This is a genomic window from Kerstersia gyiorum, from assembly GCF_004216755.1.
Lineage (GTDB): Bacteria > Pseudomonadota > Gammaproteobacteria > Burkholderiales > Burkholderiaceae_B > Kerstersia > Kerstersia gyiorum.
Map to the genome: position 1 here is coordinate 1,127,168 of NZ_SGWZ01000001.1, position 21,407 is coordinate 1,148,574.

Consider the following 21,407-nt stretch of genomic DNA (forward strand, 5'->3'; position numbering starts at 1 on the left):
GCATTTTGGTACTGGCCGCGCGGCCAGGCGCGGTAGGGAAAAGTCAGGTGTTGCCGGCCGGTTCAGCGCCCGGTCCTGACGCGCCACTCCTCGTATTTCTTCTGGTTCTCTTCCTGGGTGCAGGGGTAGAGGCCGATGATGGGCGTGCCTGCCTGGACTTCCGACAGCACGAAATCTTCGAAGCGCTCCATATCGGCGCATTCATTCGCAATTTCATCGGCCAGATGCGCGGGGATCACCATCACGCCATCACCATCGCCAACCAGTACATCACCGGGGAAAACCGCCGCGTCGCCGCAGGCGATGGGCACATTGATATCCAGCGCTTCATGCAGCGTCAGGTTGGTGGGCGCCGATGCCCTGGCGCAATAGGCCGGCATGTCCAGTGCGCCGATGGAAGTGACATCGCGCAGGCCTCCGTCCGTCACGATACCGGCAGCGCCGCGCAATGCCAGCCGGGTGATCAGGATGGAACCCGCCGTGGCGGCACGGGCATCCTTGCGGCCGTCCATGACCAGGACCCAGCCGGGCGGGCAGGTTTCCACTGCGACGCGCTGGGGGTGGTCTACGTTGCGGAAAACACTGAGCGGATTGCGGTCTTCGCGGGCCGGAATGTAGCGCAGCGTGAATGCCTGCCCCACCATGTTCTCGGGCTTGGGGGTGACGGGCACAACTCCCTGGATGAATTGGGTCCGAAGGCCGCGCTTGTAGAGCGCCGTCGCCACAGAGGCGGTGGACACTTTTTTCAGCTTGGCGCGTGTAGCTTCTGAAAGCACATAGTCAGACATCTGATACTCCAGTGGGTCAGTAGATGACCGGCTCATCGACAGGCCGGCCATGATCGGTTTTCAGGAAGTCGAAATCGCAGCCCTTGTCAGCCTGTTCGACATGCTTGGAAAAAATATGTCCGTAGCCGCGTTCGTACTTGGGTTCGGGGGCTTGCCAGGCGGCACGGCGCTCGGCCAGTTCCGCCTCGGGGACCAGCATGTCAAGGCGGCGCGCGGGAATATCCAGCTCCACGATGTCTCCGTTGCGCAGCAGCGCCAGCGGACCGCCGATGAAGGATTCCGGCGCGACGTGCAGCACGCAGGCGCCAAAGCTGGTGCCGGACATGCGCGCGTCGGAAATCCGCACCATGTCGCGCATGCCCAGTTTCATCAGCGCCTTGGGCATCGGGATCATGCCCCATTCAGGCATGCCGGGCCCGCCCAGCGGGCCGGCATTGCGCAGCACCAGTACGGTGTCGGGCGTCATCGGATAATCCGGGTCGTCGATGATCTTCTTCAGTTCGGGGTAGCTGTCGGCAACCAGCGCCGGACCGCGGTGGCGGTGGAATTTCGGGTCGCAGGCCGCAGGCTTGATGACCGCGCCATCCGGACAGAGATTGCCTTTCAAAACTGCCAGTGAACCTTCGTGGTAGACCGGATTCGACAGTGGCCGGATCACGTCTTCATTCCAGATGGGCGTATCTGCCAGGCCCTCCACCAGCGGCCGGCCCGTGACGTCGATCGCGCTGGCATCCAGTTTGTCGCCAAGCTGGCGCATGAGCGCGCGCAAGCCGCCAGCGTAGAAAAAATCCTCCATCAGATACTGCGTACCTGAGGGCCGGATGTTGGCAATGACGGGCGTGGTGCGTCCGATGCGGTCCAGGTCGTCAAGCTCCAGTGGAATGCCTGCGCGCCTGGCCATGGCAATCAGGTGAATGATGGCGTTGGTGGAGCAGCCGGTCGCCATTGCCACCGTCACGGCATTCCGGACGGCGGCCGGGGTGATGATCTTGTTGGGTGTCAGGTCTTCCCACACCATATCCACGATGCGACGCCCGCACTCGGTGGACATGCGTTGGTGATTGGCGTCGGCGGCGGGAATGGATGACGCCCCCGGCAGGCACAGGCCCATGGCTTCGGCGATGGCCGTCATGGTGGACGCGGTTCCCATGGTCATGCAATGCCCGTAGGAACGGGCGATGCCGGCTTCCATGCCCTGCCATTCCTTTTGCGTGACATTGCCGGCGCGGCGCTCATCCCAGAGCTTGAACATGTCGGTGCCGGAACCCAGGTACTTTCCGGCGTAGTTACCCCGCAGCATGGGGCCGGCCGGCAGGTAAATGAAGGGCAGTCCGGCGCTGACGGCACCCATGACCAGTGCCGGCGTGGTTTTGTCACAGCCGCCCATGAGCACGGCGCCGTCGATCGGATGGGAGCGCAGCAGTTCTTCCGTTTCCAGCGCCAGCAGATTGCGGTAGAGCATGGTCGTGGGTTTGACGTAGCTTTCCGACAAAGAGAGGGCGGGCAGTTCCAGCGGGAAGCCGCCGGCCTGGAGCACGCCGCGCTTGACCCGTTCCACCCGTTCCTTGAAGTGCATGTGGCAGGGCTGCGCGTCAGACCAGGTATTGATGATGGCGATGCAAGGCTTGCCCTCCCAGTCGGCCGGGTCGTAGCCCATTTGCAGGGTGCGGGAGCGGTGCCCGGATGAGCGCTGGTCATCGGGTGCAAACCAGCGTGCGGAGCGCAGATCACTGTATTTTTTCTTTTCAGTCATATCTGTTGCCTTTGGTGTTGATTTTCAAGTGCAGCTTTCAGTTGTCCGGCGTGTCCGGATGAGGATGAGCAGGGCGTGGCCGCTGCCAGGCCGGTCGCTTCATCCAGGGCCAAGGCCGATAGCGTCAGCCCGCCTGCCAGTCTCTCCCCGGGGGCCAGTGTGCTCATGGCCGCCAGCGACCCCAGGCCGGGGCGGTTGATGGCGTCGGGCAGGTGGCTGACGGGTTCGGCGCAGAACACGTCGCGGTCACGCGGGAGGTAGACATGGAGATGTCGCAGTGCGCCAGTGCCAATCAGCGATAGCGTCGTTTGCTGTTCTGGCCAGTTGATGCGGGCCAGGGACGGCTGCCATTGCAGAAAGCACAAGTCCGTGCCCTGCCACGCAGACAGCAGCGTCGGCGTGCCTCGCCCCAGTTCCGGATGGGGCTGCCAGGAACCTGCCGGCAGGCCGTCGGCATCCCGGGGGAAGTGGCCGTTCGCCGAGAATGCCAGCGTCGTGCCGGCAGACCTGGGAAACCAGGGGTGCAGGCCCATGCCGAACGGCAGGGCGTGCTTGCCCCGGTTGGTCAGGCACAGCTGGATCTCGATGCCCGTCGAGGACAGCTGGATGCGCTGTTCGATGCGATAGCACCAGGGCATTCCGGTCTGGCCGGCCGGGGTGCCGGACTCATCGGCCAGCACCGCGAGGCTGGCGTCGGCTTGCAGGACTTGCCAGGAGCGATCCCGGGAAAAACCGTGAATGGCGACGTTCTCTTCCGACCGGTTGATGGGCAGTTGATGCGTGACATGCTCGAACTCGAAGCGGCCTGCGGCGATGCGATTGGCAAACGGGGCCATGATGAAACAGCCCGCCTTCAAGCCCTGGCCTGGCTGATCCAGCGGCGCCAGAAGCGGAACACGACGGCCGTCGGGATGTTGCCAGTCAGCCGTCAGCATCGTTGCGCCATATTCAGGTGCAACGGTCAGGCGGTATCCATGCGCGTCGAGAACCAGCATTGCGCTACTCCGTTTTCGAATAGTCGATGGCGGTGAAGCTGCCGCCCTGGAAGCGCTGTGCGATGGCATCTCCGACTTCAGGCAATTCGCCATGCCGGGAGGCGTCGTCTTCCGGGGTGTAGCCGATGCGTGCGGCATCGTCCTGGTGCCACCATCTGGCACGGTTGGCCGAGGCGCCCCAGACGATGGCGCAGCCGGTCTCCGGCGCTTCGATGGCAGCGCACACCAGCCGCAGCAGGTCGCCGTGCGAAAGCCAGGTGGCCAGGTGCCTGGCCTCGGTCGGCGCGGGCAGGCAGGAGCCGATGCGCAGGTGCACGCTTTCGATGCCATGCTTATCGAACATCATGCGGCCCAGCAACTCTCCCCATGCCTTCGACAAACCGTAGTAGCCGTCGGGACGATAGCTGTCATGGCTATCGAGCGGCGTGTCGCGCCCATGGAAGCCGATGGCGTGATTCGAACTGGCGAAGATCACGCGCTGGCGTGCCTGCCGTGCGGCTTCGAAAATATGCGTGCTGCCCAGCACATTGGATTCAATAATGCCGGGATACGGTTTTTCCACGCTGATGCCGCCGAAATGCAGGATGCAGTCCGTGCCCTGCACCAGGCTGGCGACAGCGCTGGCATCTGCCAGATCGGCTGCCCGGAATTCGCACCCGGCAGGCAGGGGGTCCGGAAACGGCACGATATCGGACAGCCGCAGCCGGTAGCCCAGCGCGGAAAGTTCGCGGGCCAGCAGGCGCCCAAGGTTGCCGGAAGCCCCGGTCAGCAACAAGTGCTTTTTCATCTCAGATTCCTTTCATACGGGCCACCGGCGCGCCCGCCACACCGGATCTGGCCAGGAAAATGCCGCCGGATTGTGGCGCTGCTGCCAGTTGTGCTGCGCTGACGTGCCGGTGGCTGGTCACTGCCAACTGCGTGAGCCCGGGGCCGCAGAAGCAGGGCATGGTCGGGGCCGGGACAGGGAAGGGATAGCAGTCCAGCAAGGCGCCTTCCGGCGAAAACAGGTTCAGGACGCCCGCCGAGACGCCTGCGCTCAGGTAATTACCGTTGGCGTCGCAGGCACCGCCGTCCGGCCTGCCGCTGGCTTCGTCGAGTTCGCGGATACGTCGGTGGTTGGACAGGCCGCCGTTGCTGCAATCGAAGTCATAGCGGTCTATCCAGGGGCCGCGCGAATCGGAATGGAACATGGTGCGGCCGTCTGCGGTCCAGGCCAGGCCATTGGAAATCTCGATGCCGGTCGCCTTGATTTCCGCCGTGCCGTCTGCGGTGATCCGGTAAAGCCGGCTGACCTTTTCCCGTTGTGGCCGTCCATCCATGCTGCCGACCCAGAACGCGCCGTCGGGGCCGACTTTGCCGTCGTTCAGGCGAGAGGTCGCGGGTTCGTCGAACCCGTTCCACAGCACCTCGCGGGCGCCGGTGTCGGGGTTGAAGCGCAGCACCGACCGGGCGAGGGCGACCACCAGCGCGCCGCTGGTGCCCAGGCCCAGTGCCGTGACCGCCTGGCCGAATTGCCAGCGGCCATGCGTGTTGCCTTGCAGGTCAAGCGCCAGGACGAGGCCGGTGTCGATGTCGCAGGCAAACAGCAGCTGGCGCCGATCATCCCACAGCGGGCTTTCCAGCAGCCCGCCGCGCAGATCCGCCAGACAGAGAAAGGGGCCAGTCATGATTCGGCTTCCGTACGGCGGCGGATCACATCAGGGTGCGTCAGCACGAATTCCGAAAGCTCCAGGCCCAGGCCGGCTCCTTCGAAGGGATGGATATGACCTGCCTCGATATGCGGCATGACGGTGACCAGGTCGCGGTACCAGGACGTGTAATAGGCCCGGACCGATTCCTGGAAGACTGCATTGGGGGCGTTCAGCGCAAGGTGGATGGATGCTGCGAAGACAACGGGACCGGTGCAGTCGTGCGGCGCCACGGGCCGCTGGAAGGCTTCGGCCATGGTCGCGATTTTCTTGGCTTCCGACAGGCCGCCGCACCAGGAGATATCCAGCATCACGTAGTCCGTGGCATCCACGCGCAGCACATCCAGGAATTGCGCACGCGTGGCCATGGTTTCGCTGGCGCAGACGGGAATTCCGGCTTGCCGGGAATAGGTGGCCAGCGCCTGCGGGTTGGACATCTTCAGCGGGTCTTCGGCCCAGAAGGGCCTGAAGTCGCGCAGCGCGCTGGCAATCGACAGCGCCGAAGTCAGGTCCCACATCGAGTGCAGCTCGACCATGATCTCCATTCGGTCGCCGACGGCATCGCGTATCTGCCGGAAAGGCTTGAGCGCCTGGTCGATTTCCGTGGCGTGGATGAAGTTGCCGCCATTGGCCACCGCGTAGGGGTCGAAAGGCCAGATCTTCATGGCGCTGATGCCTTGTTCCAGCAGGCTTTCGGCGAGGGCGCCCGCATCGCGGTGGAACGCGATCTGGTCTTCGTAAGGGCCTTCCGCGCCCTGGTCCCCATCGCCGATGTAGCGGCGTGCGCCGGCCTTGTTGTACGTATAGCCGGCGCAGGTGTTGTAGGTACGGATTCGTGGCCGGGATAAGCCGCCAAGCAACTGGTGCACGGGTTGTCCGGTGACTTTGCCGAAGATGTCCCACAAGGCGATATCGACTGCGGATGCTGCGCGGATTTCCACGCCGGAGGAACGGAAGCCGACATAAGGTTCCAGCAGCAGCTTGGAAATGCTGTCGATTTCCAGAGGATCGCGTCCCAGCAGCTGTGGCGCTACCTCGCTGTGCAGGTAGGCCGCCACGGCCGTGGCGCCACGGAAGGTTTCACCCAGCCCGATGATGCCTTCATCAGTATGGATGCGCACCCACAGGATATTGTTGAGGTGCGGCAGTTGGATGGTTTCCAGGGCAGTAATCTTCATCTCAGTGTTCCGAGGGCTGGCGGCTGCGCGCCACAATCTGGGTAGGGTTGACGAAACGCAGGGCAAGCAGCAGCCAGACCAGGGAAGTGACCATGTAGATCACGGCCATGGCGTCAATGGACTGCACCGAGCGCACCCCGGCAGCAAATACCGAGTAGTAGAGGGAGACGACCAGTGTTTGCGAGGTCGGGCCTGCGGTCAGGAAGGTCAGTTCGAACATGGCGACGGTACGGACCAGCACCAGCAGCATGGCGGCCAGGATGCCGGGCAGCAGCATGGGCAGCAGTACGTGCCAGAACAGCTTGAACGTGCCTGCGCCGAAGACCCGCGCAGCGGATTCGATCTTCGTGTCGATCTGCTCGATGAAGGGAATCATGACCAGGATGACGAAAGGCACTGTCGGGACGAGATTGGCCAGTACGACCCCCCAGAATGTGCCGCCCACGCCGACTTTGTACAGAACGGTGGCCAGCGGGATACCGAAGGTGATGGGCGGTACCAGCAGCGGCAGCAGGAAGATCAGCATGACGGCCTTCTTGCCCGGGAACTCGCGGCGCGCCATCGCATAGGCCGCGGTGACGCCGATCAGGCCGGATAGCAGCACGACCAGGAAGACGACCTGGAACGTCACCAGCAGGACTTGCCCAAGCTGGAATTCGGCCCAGGAAGCGGCGTACCACTGGGTGGTGAAGCCTTCCGGAAACCAGGTGCCCAGCCAGCGCGTGCCAAAACTGGACACCAGCACTGCGCCGATGACGGCAATCACGTTGAGGACGAAGAAACCGGTGATCACCCAGACTGCAGTGATCCAGAGGCGGGAGAGGAATGTAGTGTCGCGGATCATTTTTTTATCCTTTGCCGCCAGCAGCGGAGCCGCGGTAGAACATGGAGCGCACGCCCAGCAGCGCGCCGACGACAATCAGCTGCACTGCGGCCATGATCATGGCGATCGCCGACGCCATGGAATCGTCATACTGTTCGAAGGCGGCCTGGGCGGCTGCGATCGAAATGACGCGTGTCGGCCCGGACGGCGCGCCCAGCAGGACAGCCGAAGGGAATACCGCGAAGGCCTGCACGAAGGTCAGGCACGAAGCCACCACCAGACCGGGAACCAGCAAGGGCAGCATGACGTGGCGGAAACGTTGCCAACTGCCGGCGCCTTGGGTGGCAGCCGCCCGTTCCAGGGCAGGGTCTATGCCTGTGACGTAGGAAAGTGTCAGCAGGAAGGTGAACGGGAAGACCGTGATCACCAGTGATACGAAGACCCCCCAGTAGTTGTTGGTCAGTTTCAGCGGGTTATCCACCAGTCCGATGGCCATCAGCGTGCGGCTGAACCAGCCCTGGGGGCCCAGGTAGTTGAGCAGGCCTTCCGCGATCAGAACCGTTCCCAGCGTCACCGGCAGCACCAGGATGGTGGTCAGCAGGCGTTGCCGCGACATCAGCCGCACGCGCATGGCGATGGGGACGGCAAACAGCACCGAGAAGACGGTGACCGGCACGGCCAGCCAAAGCGTGGCACTGATGGTTTTGTACAGGTAGGGGTCGGAAAAGAACTTGCTGTAGTTCGCCAGTGCACCGCCTCCGTCCAGTGGGTCGAACGACAGGAAAAGACCGTACAGGAACGGATAGATGAATACGCCGACGACGAAGATCAGGGCGGGCAGGATCAGCAGCGTCGTGCCGTCCACGCCGCGATTGGCAAGCCGCTGACGCCAGCCGGGCTGGTCGTCGTCACGTCGCGTGACCGGCAGGGTTTCGGTGATGGACATCATTCAGCCCTCCGGTGCGAATACCAGTGCGCGCGACTGGTCGATATGCAGGGAAATGCGGCTGCCCAGTTCGACATTCTTCGGTGCGTGGAAAATCAGTTGCAAGCCGGTGTCGGTGCGGGCGGTACCGACGTATTCGCGGCCGCGGTACTCAATGGTTTCCACCGTGGCGGAGATCGTGTTGGAACTGGCGCCGCAGGCGGTGACATCGTCGCCGCGTGCGGCCAGGATGGCTTCGTCGCCGATGTCCAGTGCTGCCATGGCGCGGCCGGTCAGGCGGTCGCCGGCGACGGCAATCGTGACTTGATCGCCGGCCTTTTCCACCACCTTGCCGGGGATGGCATTGCGAAAGCCCATGAATGCGGCGACGTCCAGGTATTGCGGGCTTTCATACAGTTCGCTGGGAGCGCCCATTTGCCGGATTTCGCCTTCGCGCATGACGACGATGCGGTCGGCCAGCGACAGGGCCTCGTCCTGGTCGTGGGTGACGTAGATGGTCGTGGCGCCCAGCTGGTTGTGGATGCGGCGGATCTCCGAGCGCATTTCCAGCCTGAGCTTGGCGTCGAGGTTGGACAGCGGCTCATCCATCAGCACCAGCGGCGGTTCGATGACAATGGCGCGAGCGATTGCCACGCGTTGCTGTTGGCCGCCGGACAGTTGTCCCGGCAACTTTTCCGCCTGGCCTTCCAGCCGGACCAGCGAGAGAGCCTGGCGGGCGCGTTTTTCGATTTCCGCCTTGGGCATGCCGCGCATCTTCAGGCCGAAACCGACGTTGTGCAGCACGCTCATGTGGGGAAAGAGCGCATAGTTCTGAAACACCATGCCGAAGCCACGTTCTTCGGGCTTGAGCCGGTCGATGCGGCGGTCATCCATGTAGATGCCGCCGCCCGTCGTGCCGAGCAGGCCGGCGATGCAATTGAGCGCCGTGGATTTGCCGCAGCCCGACGGGCCCAGCAAAGCAATGAATTCACCCTTGCGGATGGAGAGGTCGATGGCCTTCAGGGCGTTGAATGCTCCGAAGGCGCGGCTCATGCGGTTGAGCCGGAGTTCGCTGAAAGACATAGCGGATACCCAGAATGTTGACATGGGGCAAACACCCGGCGCGCGCAGGCGGGCGCCGGGGCAAGGCGATGAATCTAAGGACGGCGAAATGCGGGCGGGAGGCAGCGCCTGGCATGCCTTGCGGCAGCGAGGCCGGCAACGGGTGGCGCGCTGGGCGCTACCCGCCGGGGCGCAGGCGGTCTACCTCCGCTGGACGGCTCAGACCGAGGCGACCAGTTCGTCCCACATCCGGAATGCCGCGACCAGCGCTTCCGGTTCCAGCGGCAGGTCGATCGGATTGTTGGCAATCCAGTCTGCGTATTCAGGGCGTCCGTATTCCGCCATGATTTCCTGGCTGGACTTGGGCGCCATTTCGATGGTGACGTCCTTGACGGCGGGGCCGGGATAGAAGTAGCCCGCGTCGTACGAATAGGCCTGCTGGTCAGGTTGCAGCGCGAACTTGATGAATTCCAGCAGCACGGCGATGCGTTCTTCCGGCACGCCGCGGGGAATGGAGAAGTAGTGGGCGTCGCAGACCCAATGGAAACCGTCCAGCTTGCCTACCGCCATGGATTTCGGCACCACGCCCAGGGCCCGCGGGTTGATATCCCAGCCCGTGGTGGTGACCGTCATGTCGCGCGTGCCTTCGCCCAGTTCTTTCATCAGGGCGCCGGTACCTGCGGGGTAGTACTCGACATAGCGATTGAGTTCCTTCAGGTAGGCCCAGGTGTTGCTCCAGCCATTGACCGGGTCCTTGGGATTGCTGTCGCCCAGCAGGTAGGGCAAGCCCATCAGGAAGGTGCGTCCCGGACCGGAATTCGCGGGACGGGCATAGATGAACTTGTTCGGGTTGGCCTTGGCCCAGGCCAGCAGCTGCTCGGCATTTTTGGGCGGGTTGGGAACCTTGGCCGGGTTGTACTCAAGCAGGGGGCCGGAAGGGTAATAGGACACCACCACGCCTCGGCCCTTGCCCATTTCCTGCATCCGCCAGGCGGGGTCCAGGTAGATGTTTTTCAGGTCGGGCAGGCCGCTATTGGGGATGGCGGAAAAGTCCGTCCAGATGTCGTCCCCCAGGCCGGCGGACAGGGCATCGGGGCCGATGATGACCAGGTCAATGTCGATGCGGCGGGCCCGTTGCTGCGCCTTGATCTTGCCGGGCAATTCGGGGGCCGGGGCCTTGTTGAAGGTGAAGCGCGAAACCAGCTCGGGGCGCGCCTTGGCGAAGTTGTCGAAGATCTGTTGCGTCAATGCAAGATTGCCTGCCGCGTCGATCACGTTCAGGGCCACGGGTTTGCTGGGCAGCGCCAGCTGTGCCCAGGCGTTGCCCTTGGGCAGAACCAGCCCCAGCCCTGCAGCACTGGCGCCTGCGATAAAGCTGCGCCGGGAAAAGCGTGCATCCATGTCATCCTCCTTTGTCATTGAACGGCTCGTCTTGTGTGTTGTGTCACGGCCGTTTTCTATAAAAACCAGGTCCAGCCGGCTTCATGTCTCCTCCAGAAGCCACTGTTTCAGGCAAGCAACTCGGCAGGGATGCGCGGGTGGTGGTGCGCTCCATTCCGGGTCGTTGCCGGATGCGCTACATGATTCCGTCGGTCTCCCAGTGTTTGATGATGTGTTCCAGGCGAGCGCGGTCCTGGGGTTCCAGGCGCTCCAGGCCAGGCAAGCGCGTAGGGCCGACAGGCAAACCGCGGATTTGCAGCGCTTCCTTCACGACCGTGACGTTGGCTCCATTGCGATACTTGGTACGCATGGTTTCGAATTCTGCGATGCTGTCCACCACGGCGCGGGCGCGGGCATAGTCCCCGGCCTCAAGCGCACGCCAGACTGCCAGGGAGCGCTCGGGGGCGATATTCACCAGCCCGGAAGTGAATCCCTTGCCGCCCAGTGCGTGGAAGGGCAGGGCCCAGCTTTCGGCCAGGCCGCAGATCCAGGTGGCATCCGTACCCTTTGTGGCGCGGCAGCATTCAAAGAACAGCATGGTATTGGTGGCGGCGAACTTGACCCCGGCGATGCGGGGGTGGGTGGCCAGGCGCACCATGTCGTCCAGAGGAATCTGGTCGGAACGGATATACGCAACGACGGGCAGCTCGGTGGCTTCGGCGATGGCGATGAAATAGTCCACCTGAGCATGTGGCGCCGCGAAAGGGTCCAGCGGATGATGGATCATCAAACCGTCGGCGCCGTTGGCAGTGGCGGCTTGCGCCAGGTGGATCGCATCACGCACCGAGCGGCCCGCAGAGGCGGTGACGGCGGCACGGCCGGCGTTGGCTTCGATGGCAATTGCCTGCAGGCGGATGATCTCGTCGAGCGTCAGACTGTAGAACTCGCCGGTATTGCCGCCACTGACGATGTTGTGCACACCGGCTGCCGCAATGCTGGAAATGATGCGCCCGGTGAGCGCTGGATCTATTTCCCCTTGCGCGTCGTAAGCGGTTGCGTGAACCCCCGAGATGCCATGCAGCACCTGGCGGTATGCCTTGAAATCCATTGTCTCCTCCTTTTGTTATTGGCTTAGAAAACCAGTTCGATATGTGTCTGACCGGCTTTCAGGATGTGCTCGCGCATCAGCCGTTCGGCAAGGTCTTCATTTCTTGAAGTGATGGCGGCCATGATGTCCCGGTGCTCGCAGAACGATTGCTCACGCACCTCGGGGCTGCTCAGGACGGTGATGCGTGCCGCATGGTCGTACATGCGCTGGGCGTTCTGCAGCCGGCACAGATACGTACAGCCGGAGGCGCTGTGGATGCCGTCGTGGAAGCTTTCATTGAGTTCCACCAGGGCGTCAATGTCGCCCGCGTCCACGGCCTGCTGCATTTGCACGATGGCGTTGCTCAGGAAACTGAAATCTGCGTCGCTGCCGTGTTTGGCGGCCTGGCGGGCAATGATGCTTTCCAGCGCGGCCCGGGCCAGCGTCATTTCTTCGGCCTGGCGGGCAGAGAAGGTGACATAGGTGCCACGCCTGGCTTCGGTGTGGACCAGGCCTTCGCCTTCCAACTGCCGCAGCGCTTCCTTGAGCGGGCTGGTGCTGATGCCGAACTGTGCGGCCAGCTGTCGCTCGTTGAGCTTTTCCCCGGTGCGGAGCTTGCCGGCGATGATGGCCGAGCGCAGTTGATCGTGCACGTGGTCGCGCAGGCTGCGCAGCTTGATCGGCTGGATGGGCGAGGAGAAAACGGCATTGGACATTGTTGCAGCCCCGGTGGGGATCAAAAAAGGAAACGGGTGACAGCGAAATACGGTCTTGGCATCAACAGGAAAATGACTGGGACTGGGCCGGAACCCGGGTTTTCGCTGCGTCTTTTTGTTGTTTTGTGTTGAAGCCATTTTTCCATTCTGATATATCACAGTCAATATCTGATATATCAGATTTCATGGGGAGTTTCCCGTAGGGAGAAATGCTAGTCCTGGGCAGGCAGCCTGACGGCTGCCGTGATCCCGTCGCGCCAGGGCTGACTCTTCTGCCAGGTGACCTGGCTACAGGGATGGCAAGGGGAAAAGGGGAAAAGAAGGCTTGGTGACTAGTGACGAAGCACAAGGACGGCAAAGCAGTCAGCCGGTCATTGTCGAGGCATGCAGATAGGCGTGGGCACGTGCGCAGCCAGCCTATTGCCGTCATCTTCGATGAATAGGCTATGAGGCTGGGTAGAGGATGATTTCGGCCCGATGCTATGCTGGTTCCTTACCACGCGCTGGCGGGCTGGATGGGGCTGGCGCATCCACGAACGGGAGATTCGCTTGGACAAGCTCATAGTCAAACAGGTAGCCGTGCTGGGTGCAGGTGTCATGGGGGCGCAGATTGCCGCGCATTTTGCCAATGCCGGCATTTCGGTGCTGCTGTATGACCTGACCGCCAAAGACGGTGATCGCAGCGGGGCCGCGGCGCGCGCTGTGGCCAATCTGGCGCGCCTGCAACCGCCGCCGCTGGCCGAGGCCGCGCGCGCCGGCCTGATCCAGCCTGCCAACTATGACGATGACCTGCCTCTGCTTGCAAATTGCGATCTGGTGCTGGAAGCGATTGCGGAGCGGCTGGACTGGAAGCTCGATCTTTACCGGCGTGTGGTGCCGCACCTGCCTGTCCATGCGGTGTTCGCCACCAATACATCCGGGCTGTCCATCAATACGTTGGCGGATGCGCTGCCGGAATCCCTGCGCCGGCGTTTCTGCGGCGTGCATTTTTTCAATCCGCCGCGCTATATGCGGCTGGTGGAGCTGATTGCCGCGCGCGATACTGATGCCGCCGTGCTCGACGGCCTGGAAAGCTGGCTGACGACGCGGCTAGGCAAGGGCGTCGTGCGGGCGCTGGATACCCCGAATTTCATTGGCAATCGCATCGGGATTTTTGCCATGCTGGCGGCACTGCATCACGCCGAAGCCATGGGCCTGGCGCCGGACGAGGTCGATGCCATTACCGGCCCTGCGATCGGTCGGCCCAAGAGCGCAACCTATCGTACGGCAGACGTGATCGGCCTGGATACTTTCGCGCATGTGGTGGCAACCATGGACCAGCACTTGCCGGACGATCCCTGGCATCGCTACTTCCGCCTGCCAGCCTGGATGCAGGATTTGATCCGCCAGGGCGCGTTGGGGCAGAAAACCGGGGCAGGGGTCTATCGCAAGGAAGGCCGTGTCATCCAGGTGCTGGATGCCGGCACGGGCAAGTATCGCGACGGCGCCGGCCGCATGTCCGCAGCCCTGGCAGAGATACTGAAGCTGGAAGACCCGGCCGCGCGTATGCGCGCCCTGCGCGACAGCAGCGATAAGCAGGCAAATTTCCTGTGGAATGTGTTCCGCGATATTTTCCATTACAGCGCGTACCACCTGGCGGAGATCGCACATTGCGCACGAGACCTGGATCTGACGTTGCGCTGGGGGTTCGCCTGGTCGCAAGGGCCGTTCGAGACATGGCAGCAGAGTGACTGGCAGGCAACGGCGCAGGCCATCGCGGCGGATGTCGCGGCAGGCAGGGCACTGGCCGATGCTCCCCTGCCTGGCTGGGCACTGGAGACGTCGCGCCGGGGCGTGCACCAGGCTGAAGGTTCCTATGGCGCTGGTGACGGCCGCCTGCATCCTCGCAGCGCCTTGCCCGTTTACCGGCGCCAATGTTTCCCGGAGCGGCTGGCCGGGGAAAGTGCGGCGTCCGGGCGTACCGTGCATTGGGAAAATGAGGGCGTCAGTCTTTGGGCTCTGGATGGGCTGGATGCACGCATCGCGGTGGTGTCTTTCAAGAGCCGCATGCATGCCGTGGGCGAGGAAGTGCTCGACGGCCTGTTGCAGGCGATTTCCCGCGCCGAGCAGGATTTCGATGGCCTGGTGTTGTGGCATTCTGCGCCATTTTCAGTCGGTGCGAACCTGAAGCAGTTGCTTGCCGCTGCGCAGGATGGGCAGTTCGAGGCCGTGGACGGTATCCTGCAGCGTTTCCAGCAGGTGTCGCTGGCGCTGCAATATGCACAGGTGCCGGTGGTGGCCGCCGTGGAGGGCATGGCGCTGGGCGGCGGCTGCGAATTCGCCGTCCATGCGGCGCGGCGCGTCCTGGCGCTGGAAACCTCCATCGGCCTGGTGGAAACGGGCGTGGGCCTGATTCCCGCTGGCGGCGGTTGCGTCTATGTGGCGCAGCGCGCCGCCCTGCTGGCAGCCACGGCGGATGCTACCGGCACCATTCTGCCGCATTTGCGCCCGCTGTTCCAGAACGTGGCTCAGGCGCGGACGTCGCGCAGCGCCTGGGATGCCCAGGCCCTGGGTTATGCACGCCATGGCGATACGGTGCTGTTCCATCCCGCGGAACTTTTGTACTCGGGCATCAGGGCGGCGCGCGGTCTGGCGGAGTCCGGTTATGCGCCGCCGCCGCGTTATGCCGTGATTCCTGTCGCCGGACAGGCTGGCCTGGATATGCTGGAAACCGAACTGAGTGTCCAGCGCGAGGCTGGCCGCATCAGCAAGCACGATTACCGTGTGGCGCTGGGGGCGGCGACGGTATTGTGCGGCGGCCAGCCAGATAGCGGCACGCAGGCGCCGGTTGCACAGATGCTGGCAGCTGAACGCAGGGTATTCATCGAGCTGCTGCGCACGCCGGAAACACAGGCGCGCGTCGCCCATACACTTAAGACTGGCAAGCCCTTGCGCAACTGATGATTCCTCTTTCGGGCGGGTAGGCATGCAGGAATCGAGTCCATTCGCATACTCATGTGTTAAAAATGCAATTAACATCAATTTTCATTTGTATGTGTGGGCGTGCCACTGCCGTGCCGGTCAGGCCGGTCGGCTTGTGCATCCAGCATGTCCCACAAGCTTGGCTTTCATGCGTGCCCCCTATACCGATATCGAGCAGATCTACCATGCGCACCAGCCCTGGCTGAAGTCCTGGCTGGCACGCAAGCTGGGTGACGTCCATGGCGCGGCCGACGTGGTGCAGGATGTCTTCATGCGCCTGCTGACACGCATCGAACCTGCGCCCCTGCTGGAACCGCGCGCCATGCTGACGACGATTGCCCAGCGTGTGCTGGCCAGCCGCTGGCGGCGAGAGCAACTGGAACGTGCCTACCTTGATTCGCTGGCACAGCATGAACAGGCCTATGCCATGTCTGCCGAGGCGCAGGCCATCGTGATCGAAACCTTGATGGAAGTGGACCAACTGTTGGCAGGCTTGCCGCGTGCGGTCAGGGAGGCGTTTCTTCTGAGCCAGCTGGAAGGCTTGAGACAGGCAGAAATCGCCGAGAAAATGGGTATCTCGGTGACGACGGTCAAACGCTACCTGGCGCGGGCTGCCCTGCAGTGCTATTTCCCGGAAGGGGTGCAAGCCATTTGCGGCCAGGGTGGCTGATAGCCTCATGCATCAAGATTTTTCGCGTGATGCCGGCCAGCGGCCGGGCAACCCGTCGGCCGCAGATGCGCCAGATCAGGAAGAGGCACCGGTGCCCAGGGACATTGCCCAGCAGGCCGTGCTTTGGCTGTTGACCCTGCAGGAAGACCCTGGCTCACGCCAAACCTTGCGTGAATGGCTGTGCTGGCGCGATGCGTCGCCTGAGCACGCTCGTGCCTGGCGCCGTATCGAAGCGTTGCACGGCAAGTTCCAGCAAGTGCAGGCTGTGACGCCCGATTCGGCTGCTGCAGCAAGGCGTGCCCTGGTGGGCGCGCCGCCAGACCGGCGCCGCCGTGTCTTTGCGGGCATGATGGCGGCACTGCTGGTAGGCGGTGGCGCCTGGACGGCGCAGGACAGCCTGCCGGTGCGGCGTTGGACTGCCCAGGTGCGCACCGGCAAGGGCGAGCGCTGGCAGCAACGTCTGGATGACGGCACGGAACTGGCCGTGGCGGGAAACAGTGCGCTGAACGTTCGGTTCGATGCCGCGCAACGCGTGATCGAGTTGCTGGCCGGAGAGGTATTCATCAGCACCGCACATGCAACCGGCGAGTCGCGGCCATTTCTGGTGCGCACGCCGCTGGGCAGCGCCCAGGCGCTGGGAACTGAATATTCCGTGCGCCTGTTGCAAGGGCAGGGCCGGCCGGCAGCCCAGGTAGCGGTCTTCAGTGGCCGGGTGCTGGTCCGGCCAGAAGCCGGGCTGACCGGTTCGGTGACGGACACCGGTTGGTTCAATGGGACGCAGGCTGGTGCCGAAGCTGGCGCCGGGCCAGGGGACGGGGAGAGTGCGGCAGTTGGCCTGGTGCTGGATGCCGGGGAACAGGTCGAATTCCATGCCGGTGGCTACGGGCAACCCGGCCCGGCAGACGTCAACCGGGAAAGCTGGCGGCGCGGCATGATGGTCGCGCACCAGCAGCGCCTGGATGTTTTCCTGGCGGAACTGGATCCCTTCCTGCCGTTCACTGTCAGTGTCGATCCGGCGGTGGCCGGACGCCGCCTGTCAGGCTCGTATCCGCTGGACCGGCCCGAGGATGTGATTTTCAGCGTGGCGCGCATGCTGGGCCTGGAAGTCGAGGCTCGGCGTCGGCGCTGGCGCAGCGATGCATTCCATCTGTCCGCGCGGGCCGACGGGCCAGGCCGCTAGGTCGCCAGGCGAACGAGGCTGGCGGCTCGCAGTACCCATGGCATGACTGGTGCCATTTTTTTCATGGGTGGTCTGTTTTTCAGTCTCATGCGACATGACAGGTAGAAGCCCTGGCCGTGGTGCGCCGGGGCATGCGGTCATCCTGCCTGGATGGCGCTACTTGTACGCGGATGAAATGATGACTGTCAAAAATTCCCGGGCCTGGAAGGCCTCCGTCGCGGGCGCCGTCATGCCAGCCCAATTACCTGTTGCAGTAGTGTCGGCCTTGCTCGCGTTGGGTGCACCTCCGGCTTTTGCCGCGTCCGGCGTCGCTGCTGGGGTTGCGGGCAATGCGGCGGCAGTGCAGGCCGGCAGCGCCGGTGTCAGGGCTTTTTCCATTGCGGCGGGCCCGCTGGAGCAGGTACTCAACGATTTTGGCACGCAGGCGGGCTGGCTGCTGACCTATGCGCCCGAACTGGTCGAGCACAAGCAAAGCCCCGGCCTGGAAGGTAATTATCTGCCTCAGGCCGCGCTGGCACTGCTGCTGGAAAATACGGGCCTGCAGGCGGTGGAAACCGGAAGCGGCGGCTATATGCTGCAACGCACACCGGCGCGTGCACATGGCGCCGGCCCGGCACTGTTGGATGTGGTGACGGTGACAGGTGTTGATGGCAGCTATGGCAAGCCGGGGGCGCACAGTTCGCGCGTGATGAACGAGAACATGCAAAGCCTGGATGCCGTCCTGCGCAGCATGCCGGGCACCTATACGCAGCTGGATCCCTTGCAGGGCGCGGTAACGGTGAACGTGCGCGGCATGAGCGGCCTGGGGCGGGTGAACACCATGGTTGATGGCGTGACCCAGACCTACTACGGCGTGGCGCCTTCGAGCTATCACGGCGCGGGTGCAAATACGTCTTCGGGCGTGATGATAGACCCGAATTTCCTGGTGGGCGTGGATGTCAGCCGGGGCAGCAGCGCGGGTTCACAGGGCGTCAATGCGCTGGCGGGCAGCGCCAATATGCGCACCATAGGCGTTGATGATGTGCTGCGAGAAGGACGCAGCTTCGGGATGCTGGGCCGGGCTTCAGTGGGCAGCAATGGCCTGGGCCGCACCGGCATGGTAACGCTGGCCGGGCGTACCCAGGCTTTCACTGATAGCGGCAGCATTGCTGCGCTGGTCGGCATGAGCGCCAGCACGCTGCATGCCACCTACACCAATGGCGGCGGCCGCAGCAGCGAGGATTTCCTGGGCGAGGACAACGAATTCCTCAAGCAAAGCCCCCGGTCCCAGCTTTACAAGGTGGAGCTGCGGCCCAACCGCTTCCATCGCCTGGAATTCAGCGGCCGTAACTACAAGACGCAGATGACCAAGCGCGACATCCGCAGCGATGATTACTACCTGAAGTACAACTACGCGCCGGGTTCCGATCTGGTGGATGTGAACATGCTGCTCAGTACCAGCCGCTCGCAACAGGATTTCGAGCCGGGTGCTCCGTTCACCTACGAAAGCGCAGCCATCAAAAACCGTTCGCAAACCGTGGACCTCAGCAACACCAGCCGGTTTGCGCTGGGCGAGACCAGGCTGGCGCTGCTGGTGGGCGGCAAGTTCATGAACACTCGTTATCAGCGCGATTACTCCCGAGTATGGGAAGACGAGGGTTACAACGCCTTCCTGCCTGAAGGACGCCAGCGCATCGCAGCCCTGTATACCGGGCTGGGGATCAGTCGCGGTATTTACCAGCTCGACCTGAACCTGAATTACACGCGCAGCAAGGTCCAGGGCTTCAAGCCCGAATGCCCGGAGGATGTGGCCTGCTTCCCGCAGGGGGCCTCGGAACTCAACCTGAAGGATTCGTCCTTCAATCCTTCGGTAACGTTCTCGGCGCAGGTGACGCCATGGCTGCAGCCCTTTGTCGGCTACAGCCATTCCACCCGGGCGCCCAACGTGCAGGAAGTGTTTTTCGGCAATGAAGGCGGTGGCTCCATGAATCCTTTCCTCAAGCCCGAGCATGCGCGCACTGTCGAGGCGGGGTTCAACCTGATCAAGCCGGACCTGCTGACTGCTGGTGATTCCTTCCGGCTGAAGGCGCTGGCATACCGCACGCGCATCCGTGACTACATTGCCAGCGAATCGTTCTTCCTGTGCAACGACGGCTCCCGCTGCAAGGATATCGACAATTCCAGCGCCAGTTTCAATGCGCACATGTCGGTCAATACGCTTTCGCCTGTCACCACGCGGGGCTATGAACTGGAAGCTGCCTACGATGCCGGTGTCGGTTTCGTCAATGTGGCATGGAGCTGGCAGCATACCAACCAGCCAACCTCGATTGCCAGCACGACGCAGCTCGGGTTCGGCTATGACGACATGGCCGACTTGCCGCGCAGCTATGGAACGATAGACCTAGGAGGGCGCTTCTTCGACCGCCGCCTGGTCATCGGCAGCCTGATCAAGTACACCGGACGCGTTAAACGCCTGAGTACCGAAGGCATCAGCCTGGACAGCAACACCGTGGAAAAGGAAGACATGCCGCGCATTCCGACCATCGTGGACCTGTATGGCAGCTACAAGGTGTCCGAGGCGCTGAGCCTGCGCTTCTCGGTGCAGAACCTGGCCGACAAGGACTATGCCGAAGCCCTGAACCGGATGAATCAGGACCTGTATTACGCTGAAGAGGGGATGTCCATCAACACCACGGCGCGCGGCCGTACCTACATGATCGGTGCCGAATTGCGGTTCTGAGGATGGCAGCGGGGGCCCAGGCAGCCCCCCGTTTTTTGTTCCATGGTAGATGCCGTTGCCAGCCCTGGGCCAAAAAAATCCTGCCGCAGGCCTGAACGGCCGGGCAGGATACAGGGGTAAAGCGTCAGGTCAGCGCGTAACGGGCAGCAGGCCGCCCGCTACGGTCTCGGCATCAGTCACGGCTGCCGCCGGCGATGCCCAGCAGCGCCAGCAGGTTAGAGAAGACGTTGTAGACGTCCAGGTAGATGGCCAGGGTGGCGGACACGTAGTTGGTTTCGCCGCCATTGATGACGCGCTGCAGGTCTACCAGCATGAAGGCCGAGAAAATCACGACCGCCAGGACCGAGATGGTCAGCATCATGGCCGGCATTTGCAGGAAGATGTTGGCCAGGGCAGCCACCAGGATCACGATGGCGCCAGTGAACAGCCACTTCTGCATGCCGGACAGGTCACGCTTGATGGTCGTGGCGAGCGTGGCCATGGTGCCGAAGACGATGGCGGTGCCGCCGAAGGCGGTCATCACCAGCTGCGCACCGTTGCTCATGCCGAGCACGAAGCCCAGCAGGCGCGACAGCATCAGGCCCATGAAGAAGGTGAAGGCCAGCAGCAGTACGACACCCATGCTGTTGTTCTTGTTGCGCTCGATCATGTACATCAGGCCGAAGGCGCCGGCCAGGAACAGGATGGCGGTCAGGCCGGGGCTGCCGGCAGTCAGGGCGCCGAAGTTCATCGACAGGCCCAGTGCTGCGCCCAGCACAGTGGGAATCAGCGATAGCGCCAGCAGCCAGTAGGTATTGCGCAGGACACGGTTGCGCACGACCTCGCCTGGGGCGCTGGCCGAGCGATTGAAGGGGGAAGGTCGTTCGGTATTCATGACGGCTCCTATAGGGTTCCGAATGCCGGGCGCAAGGGCCCGGACGCAAGTTCAGACACGTAGCATAGCTTACAGTTCCCTGAAAACTCAAATAATCCAGTGAAAAAATGAGCACAGGGAGGCAGGGTACACAGCGGCATGCCCGTGGCGGGCAGCGGTGGGCGCATATCAGCGCTGCGAGAGATCGTGCGCCTTCAGTTCGTGGCCGTCGTCCTGGTAGCGGCGCCAGCGCAGGCGGGCATGCTGCCGATCGGCGTCGCTGCCGGAGACGAATTCCAGAATTCTGGTGTAGTGGCCGTACTCCTGGGGGCAGCCGTCATCCAGGTTGATCAACCAGCTTTCGGCTGAGTCAGGCGGTGGCAGCGGCTGGCTGCGGGTCAGCAGTACCGGCGTCTGCGGTGCCAGCGGATCATTGATGGCGACATGCGGGACGAAAGAAATGTCGTCGAAGGTCCAAAGCAGGCGGTCGAAGGCCTGCAGCCTTTGCGTATCGCTGCAGTAGACCAGCAACCGGCGGCCTGCCAGATACTGTCGGTGGACAGTCTGGCAGGCCACCAGCAGGCGGTCGGCTGCGCCGAAGGCGAAGTCGATGCGCGCCATGGCCGTGG

The 21,407-nt window shown here is 63.2% G+C and carries 18 protein-coding genes; 4 read left to right on the forward strand and 14 right to left on the reverse strand.

Translation table 11 applies throughout. The features are described 5' to 3' along the window. Positions 1-62 precede the first annotated feature (62 nt). The 12 genes from EV679_RS04995 to EV679_RS05050 all read right to left on the reverse strand — a co-directional run bounded on the left by EV679_RS04995 (position 63) and on the right by EV679_RS05050 (position 12,395). Positions 63-788 (reverse strand): ribonuclease activity regulator RraA, encoded by a 726-nt coding sequence (locus tag EV679_RS04995; RefSeq protein WP_130486609.1) that lies wholly within the window; start codon positions 786-788, stop codon positions 63-65. Between the two features lie 16 nt (positions 789-804). Further along, positions 805-2,541, reverse strand: coding sequence for an L-arabinonate dehydratase (gene araD, locus EV679_RS05000; protein WP_127775018.1), 1,737 nt, complete (start codon positions 2,539-2,541; stop codon positions 805-807). Further along, positions 2,538-3,536 carry an aldose 1-epimerase gene (locus EV679_RS05005; RefSeq protein WP_165389951.1) on the reverse strand — a complete coding sequence of 333 codons (999 nt, stop codon included), beginning with the start codon at positions 3,534-3,536 and terminating at the stop codon, positions 2,538-2,540. The genes araD and EV679_RS05005 overlap by 4 nt, the downstream gene beginning before the upstream one ends. Before the next feature lie 4 nt (positions 3,537-3,540). Beyond that, complete coding sequence (locus EV679_RS05010; RefSeq protein WP_068366686.1) at positions 3,541-4,323, reverse strand: NAD-dependent epimerase/dehydratase family protein; 783 nt, start codon at positions 4,321-4,323, stop codon at positions 3,541-3,543. 1 nt (position 4,324) lies between these two features. Then, entirely contained in the window at positions 4,325-5,203 is an 879-nt protein-coding gene (locus tag EV679_RS05015) for an SMP-30/gluconolactonase/LRE family protein (RefSeq protein WP_068366683.1), read from the reverse strand. Continuing rightward, positions 5,200-6,402, reverse strand: coding sequence for a mandelate racemase/muconate lactonizing enzyme family protein (locus EV679_RS05020; protein WP_068366681.1), 1,203 nt, complete (start codon positions 6,400-6,402; stop codon positions 5,200-5,202). Before EV679_RS05020 ends, EV679_RS05015 begins: the two co-directional genes overlap by 4 nt. Before the next feature lies 1 nt (position 6,403). After that, positions 6,404-7,246: an ABC transporter permease gene (locus EV679_RS05025; RefSeq protein ID WP_068366678.1), complete on the reverse strand. Its 843-nt coding sequence runs from the start codon at positions 7,244-7,246 to the stop codon at positions 6,404-6,406. 4 nt (positions 7,247-7,250) lie between these two features. Further along, positions 7,251-8,174, reverse strand: coding sequence for an ABC transporter permease (locus tag EV679_RS05030; protein WP_242611422.1), 924 nt, complete (start codon positions 8,172-8,174; stop codon positions 7,251-7,253). Further along, complete coding sequence (locus tag EV679_RS05035) at positions 8,175-9,233, reverse strand: ABC transporter ATP-binding protein (protein ID WP_130486611.1); 1,059 nt, start codon at positions 9,231-9,233, stop codon at positions 8,175-8,177. Positions 9,234-9,431: 198 nt separating this feature from the next. Continuing rightward, complete coding sequence (locus tag EV679_RS05040; RefSeq protein ID WP_130486612.1) at positions 9,432-10,613, reverse strand: extracellular solute-binding protein; 1,182 nt, start codon at positions 10,611-10,613, stop codon at positions 9,432-9,434. Between the two features lie 175 nt (positions 10,614-10,788). Further along, complete coding sequence (locus EV679_RS05045) at positions 10,789-11,700, reverse strand: dihydrodipicolinate synthase family protein (RefSeq protein ID WP_068366668.1); 912 nt, start codon at positions 11,698-11,700, stop codon at positions 10,789-10,791. Between the two features lie 23 nt (positions 11,701-11,723). After that, positions 11,724-12,395, reverse strand: a complete 672-nt coding sequence (locus EV679_RS05050; protein WP_202969500.1) for a GntR family transcriptional regulator — start codon at positions 12,393-12,395, stop codon at positions 11,724-11,726. A gap of 549 nt (positions 12,396-12,944) precedes the next feature. On the opposite strand from EV679_RS05050, the gene EV679_RS05055 reads away from it, so the two are divergent. The 4 genes from EV679_RS05055 (at position 12,945) to EV679_RS05070 (ending at position 19,925) form a co-directional block, all read left to right on the forward strand. Then, positions 12,945-15,335: a 3-hydroxyacyl-CoA dehydrogenase/enoyl-CoA hydratase family protein gene (locus EV679_RS05055; RefSeq protein WP_130486613.1), complete on the forward strand. Its 2,391-nt coding sequence runs from the start codon at positions 12,945-12,947 to the stop codon at positions 15,333-15,335. A 169-nt stretch (positions 15,336-15,504) separates the two neighbouring features. Continuing rightward, complete coding sequence (locus EV679_RS05060; protein ID WP_134838774.1) at positions 15,505-16,026, forward strand: sigma-70 family RNA polymerase sigma factor; 522 nt, start codon at positions 15,505-15,507, stop codon at positions 16,024-16,026. 7 nt (positions 16,027-16,033) lie between these two features. Continuing rightward, positions 16,034-17,206 carry a FecR family protein gene (locus EV679_RS05065; protein ID WP_130486614.1) on the forward strand — a complete coding sequence of 391 codons (1,173 nt, stop codon included), beginning with the start codon at positions 16,034-16,036 and terminating at the stop codon, positions 17,204-17,206. A gap of 175 nt (positions 17,207-17,381) precedes the next feature. Continuing rightward, a complete protein-coding gene (locus tag EV679_RS05070; protein WP_205704118.1) occupies positions 17,382-19,925 on the forward strand; it encodes a TonB-dependent receptor domain-containing protein in 2,544 nt (847 codons plus the stop codon). A 172-nt stretch (positions 19,926-20,097) separates the two neighbouring features. Here EV679_RS05070 and EV679_RS05075 read toward each other — a convergent pair whose 3' ends face one another. Next, positions 20,098-20,799 carry a Bax inhibitor-1/YccA family protein gene (locus EV679_RS05075; protein ID WP_068366657.1) on the reverse strand — a complete coding sequence of 234 codons (702 nt, stop codon included), beginning with the start codon at positions 20,797-20,799 and terminating at the stop codon, positions 20,098-20,100. Positions 20,800-20,967: 168 nt separating this feature from the next. Continuing rightward, positions 20,968-21,399 carry a DNA polymerase III subunit chi gene (locus tag EV679_RS05080; RefSeq protein WP_068366654.1) on the reverse strand — a complete coding sequence of 144 codons (432 nt, stop codon included), beginning with the start codon at positions 21,397-21,399 and terminating at the stop codon, positions 20,968-20,970. Positions 21,400-21,407: the final 8 nt, after the last annotated feature.

Bases quoted from the DNA above. Each gene is read 5' to 3' on its own strand.
- EV679_RS04995 (WP_130486609.1), bottom strand. From the start codon at position 788: ATGTCTGACTATGTGCTTTCAGAAGCTACACGCGCCAAGCTGAAAAAA.
- araD (WP_127775018.1), bottom strand. From the start codon at position 2,541: ATGACTGAAAAGAAAAAATACAGTGATCTGCGCTCCGCACGCTGGTTT.
- EV679_RS05005 (WP_165389951.1), bottom strand. From the start codon at position 3,536: ATGCTGGTTCTCGACGCGCATGGATACCGCCTGACCGTTGCACCTGAA.
- EV679_RS05010 (WP_068366686.1), bottom strand. From the start codon at position 4,323: ATGAAAAAGCACTTGTTGCTGACCGGGGCTTCCGGCAACCTTGGGCGC.
- EV679_RS05015 (WP_068366683.1), bottom strand. From the start codon at position 5,203: ATGACTGGCCCCTTTCTCTGTCTGGCGGATCTGCGCGGCGGGCTGCTG.
- EV679_RS05020 (WP_068366681.1), bottom strand. From the start codon at position 6,402: ATGAAGATTACTGCCCTGGAAACCATCCAACTGCCGCACCTCAACAAT.
- EV679_RS05025 (WP_068366678.1), bottom strand. From the start codon at position 7,246: ATGATCCGCGACACTACATTCCTCTCCCGCCTCTGGATCACTGCAGTC.
- EV679_RS05030 (WP_242611422.1), bottom strand. From the start codon at position 8,174: ATGATGTCCATCACCGAAACCCTGCCGGTCACGCGACGTGACGACGAC.
- EV679_RS05035 (WP_130486611.1), bottom strand. From the start codon at position 9,233: ATGTCTTTCAGCGAACTCCGGCTCAACCGCATGAGCCGCGCCTTCGGA.
- EV679_RS05040 (WP_130486612.1), bottom strand. From the start codon at position 10,613: ATGGATGCACGCTTTTCCCGGCGCAGCTTTATCGCAGGCGCCAGTGCT.
- EV679_RS05045 (WP_068366668.1), bottom strand. From the start codon at position 11,700: ATGGATTTCAAGGCATACCGCCAGGTGCTGCATGGCATCTCGGGGGTT.
- EV679_RS05050 (WP_202969500.1), bottom strand. From the start codon at position 12,395: ATGTCCAATGCCGTTTTCTCCTCGCCCATCCAGCCGATCAAGCTGCGC.
- EV679_RS05060 (WP_134838774.1), top strand. From the start codon at position 15,505: ATGCGTGCCCCCTATACCGATATCGAGCAGATCTACCATGCGCACCAG.
- EV679_RS05065 (WP_130486614.1), top strand. From the start codon at position 16,034: ATGCATCAAGATTTTTCGCGTGATGCCGGCCAGCGGCCGGGCAACCCG.
- EV679_RS05070 (WP_205704118.1), top strand. From the start codon at position 17,382: ATGATGACTGTCAAAAATTCCCGGGCCTGGAAGGCCTCCGTCGCGGGC.
- EV679_RS05075 (WP_068366657.1), bottom strand. From the start codon at position 20,799: ATGAATACCGAACGACCTTCCCCCTTCAATCGCTCGGCCAGCGCCCCA.
- EV679_RS05080 (WP_068366654.1), bottom strand. From the start codon at position 21,399: ATGGCGCGCATCGACTTCGCCTTCGGCGCAGCCGACCGCCTGCTGGTG.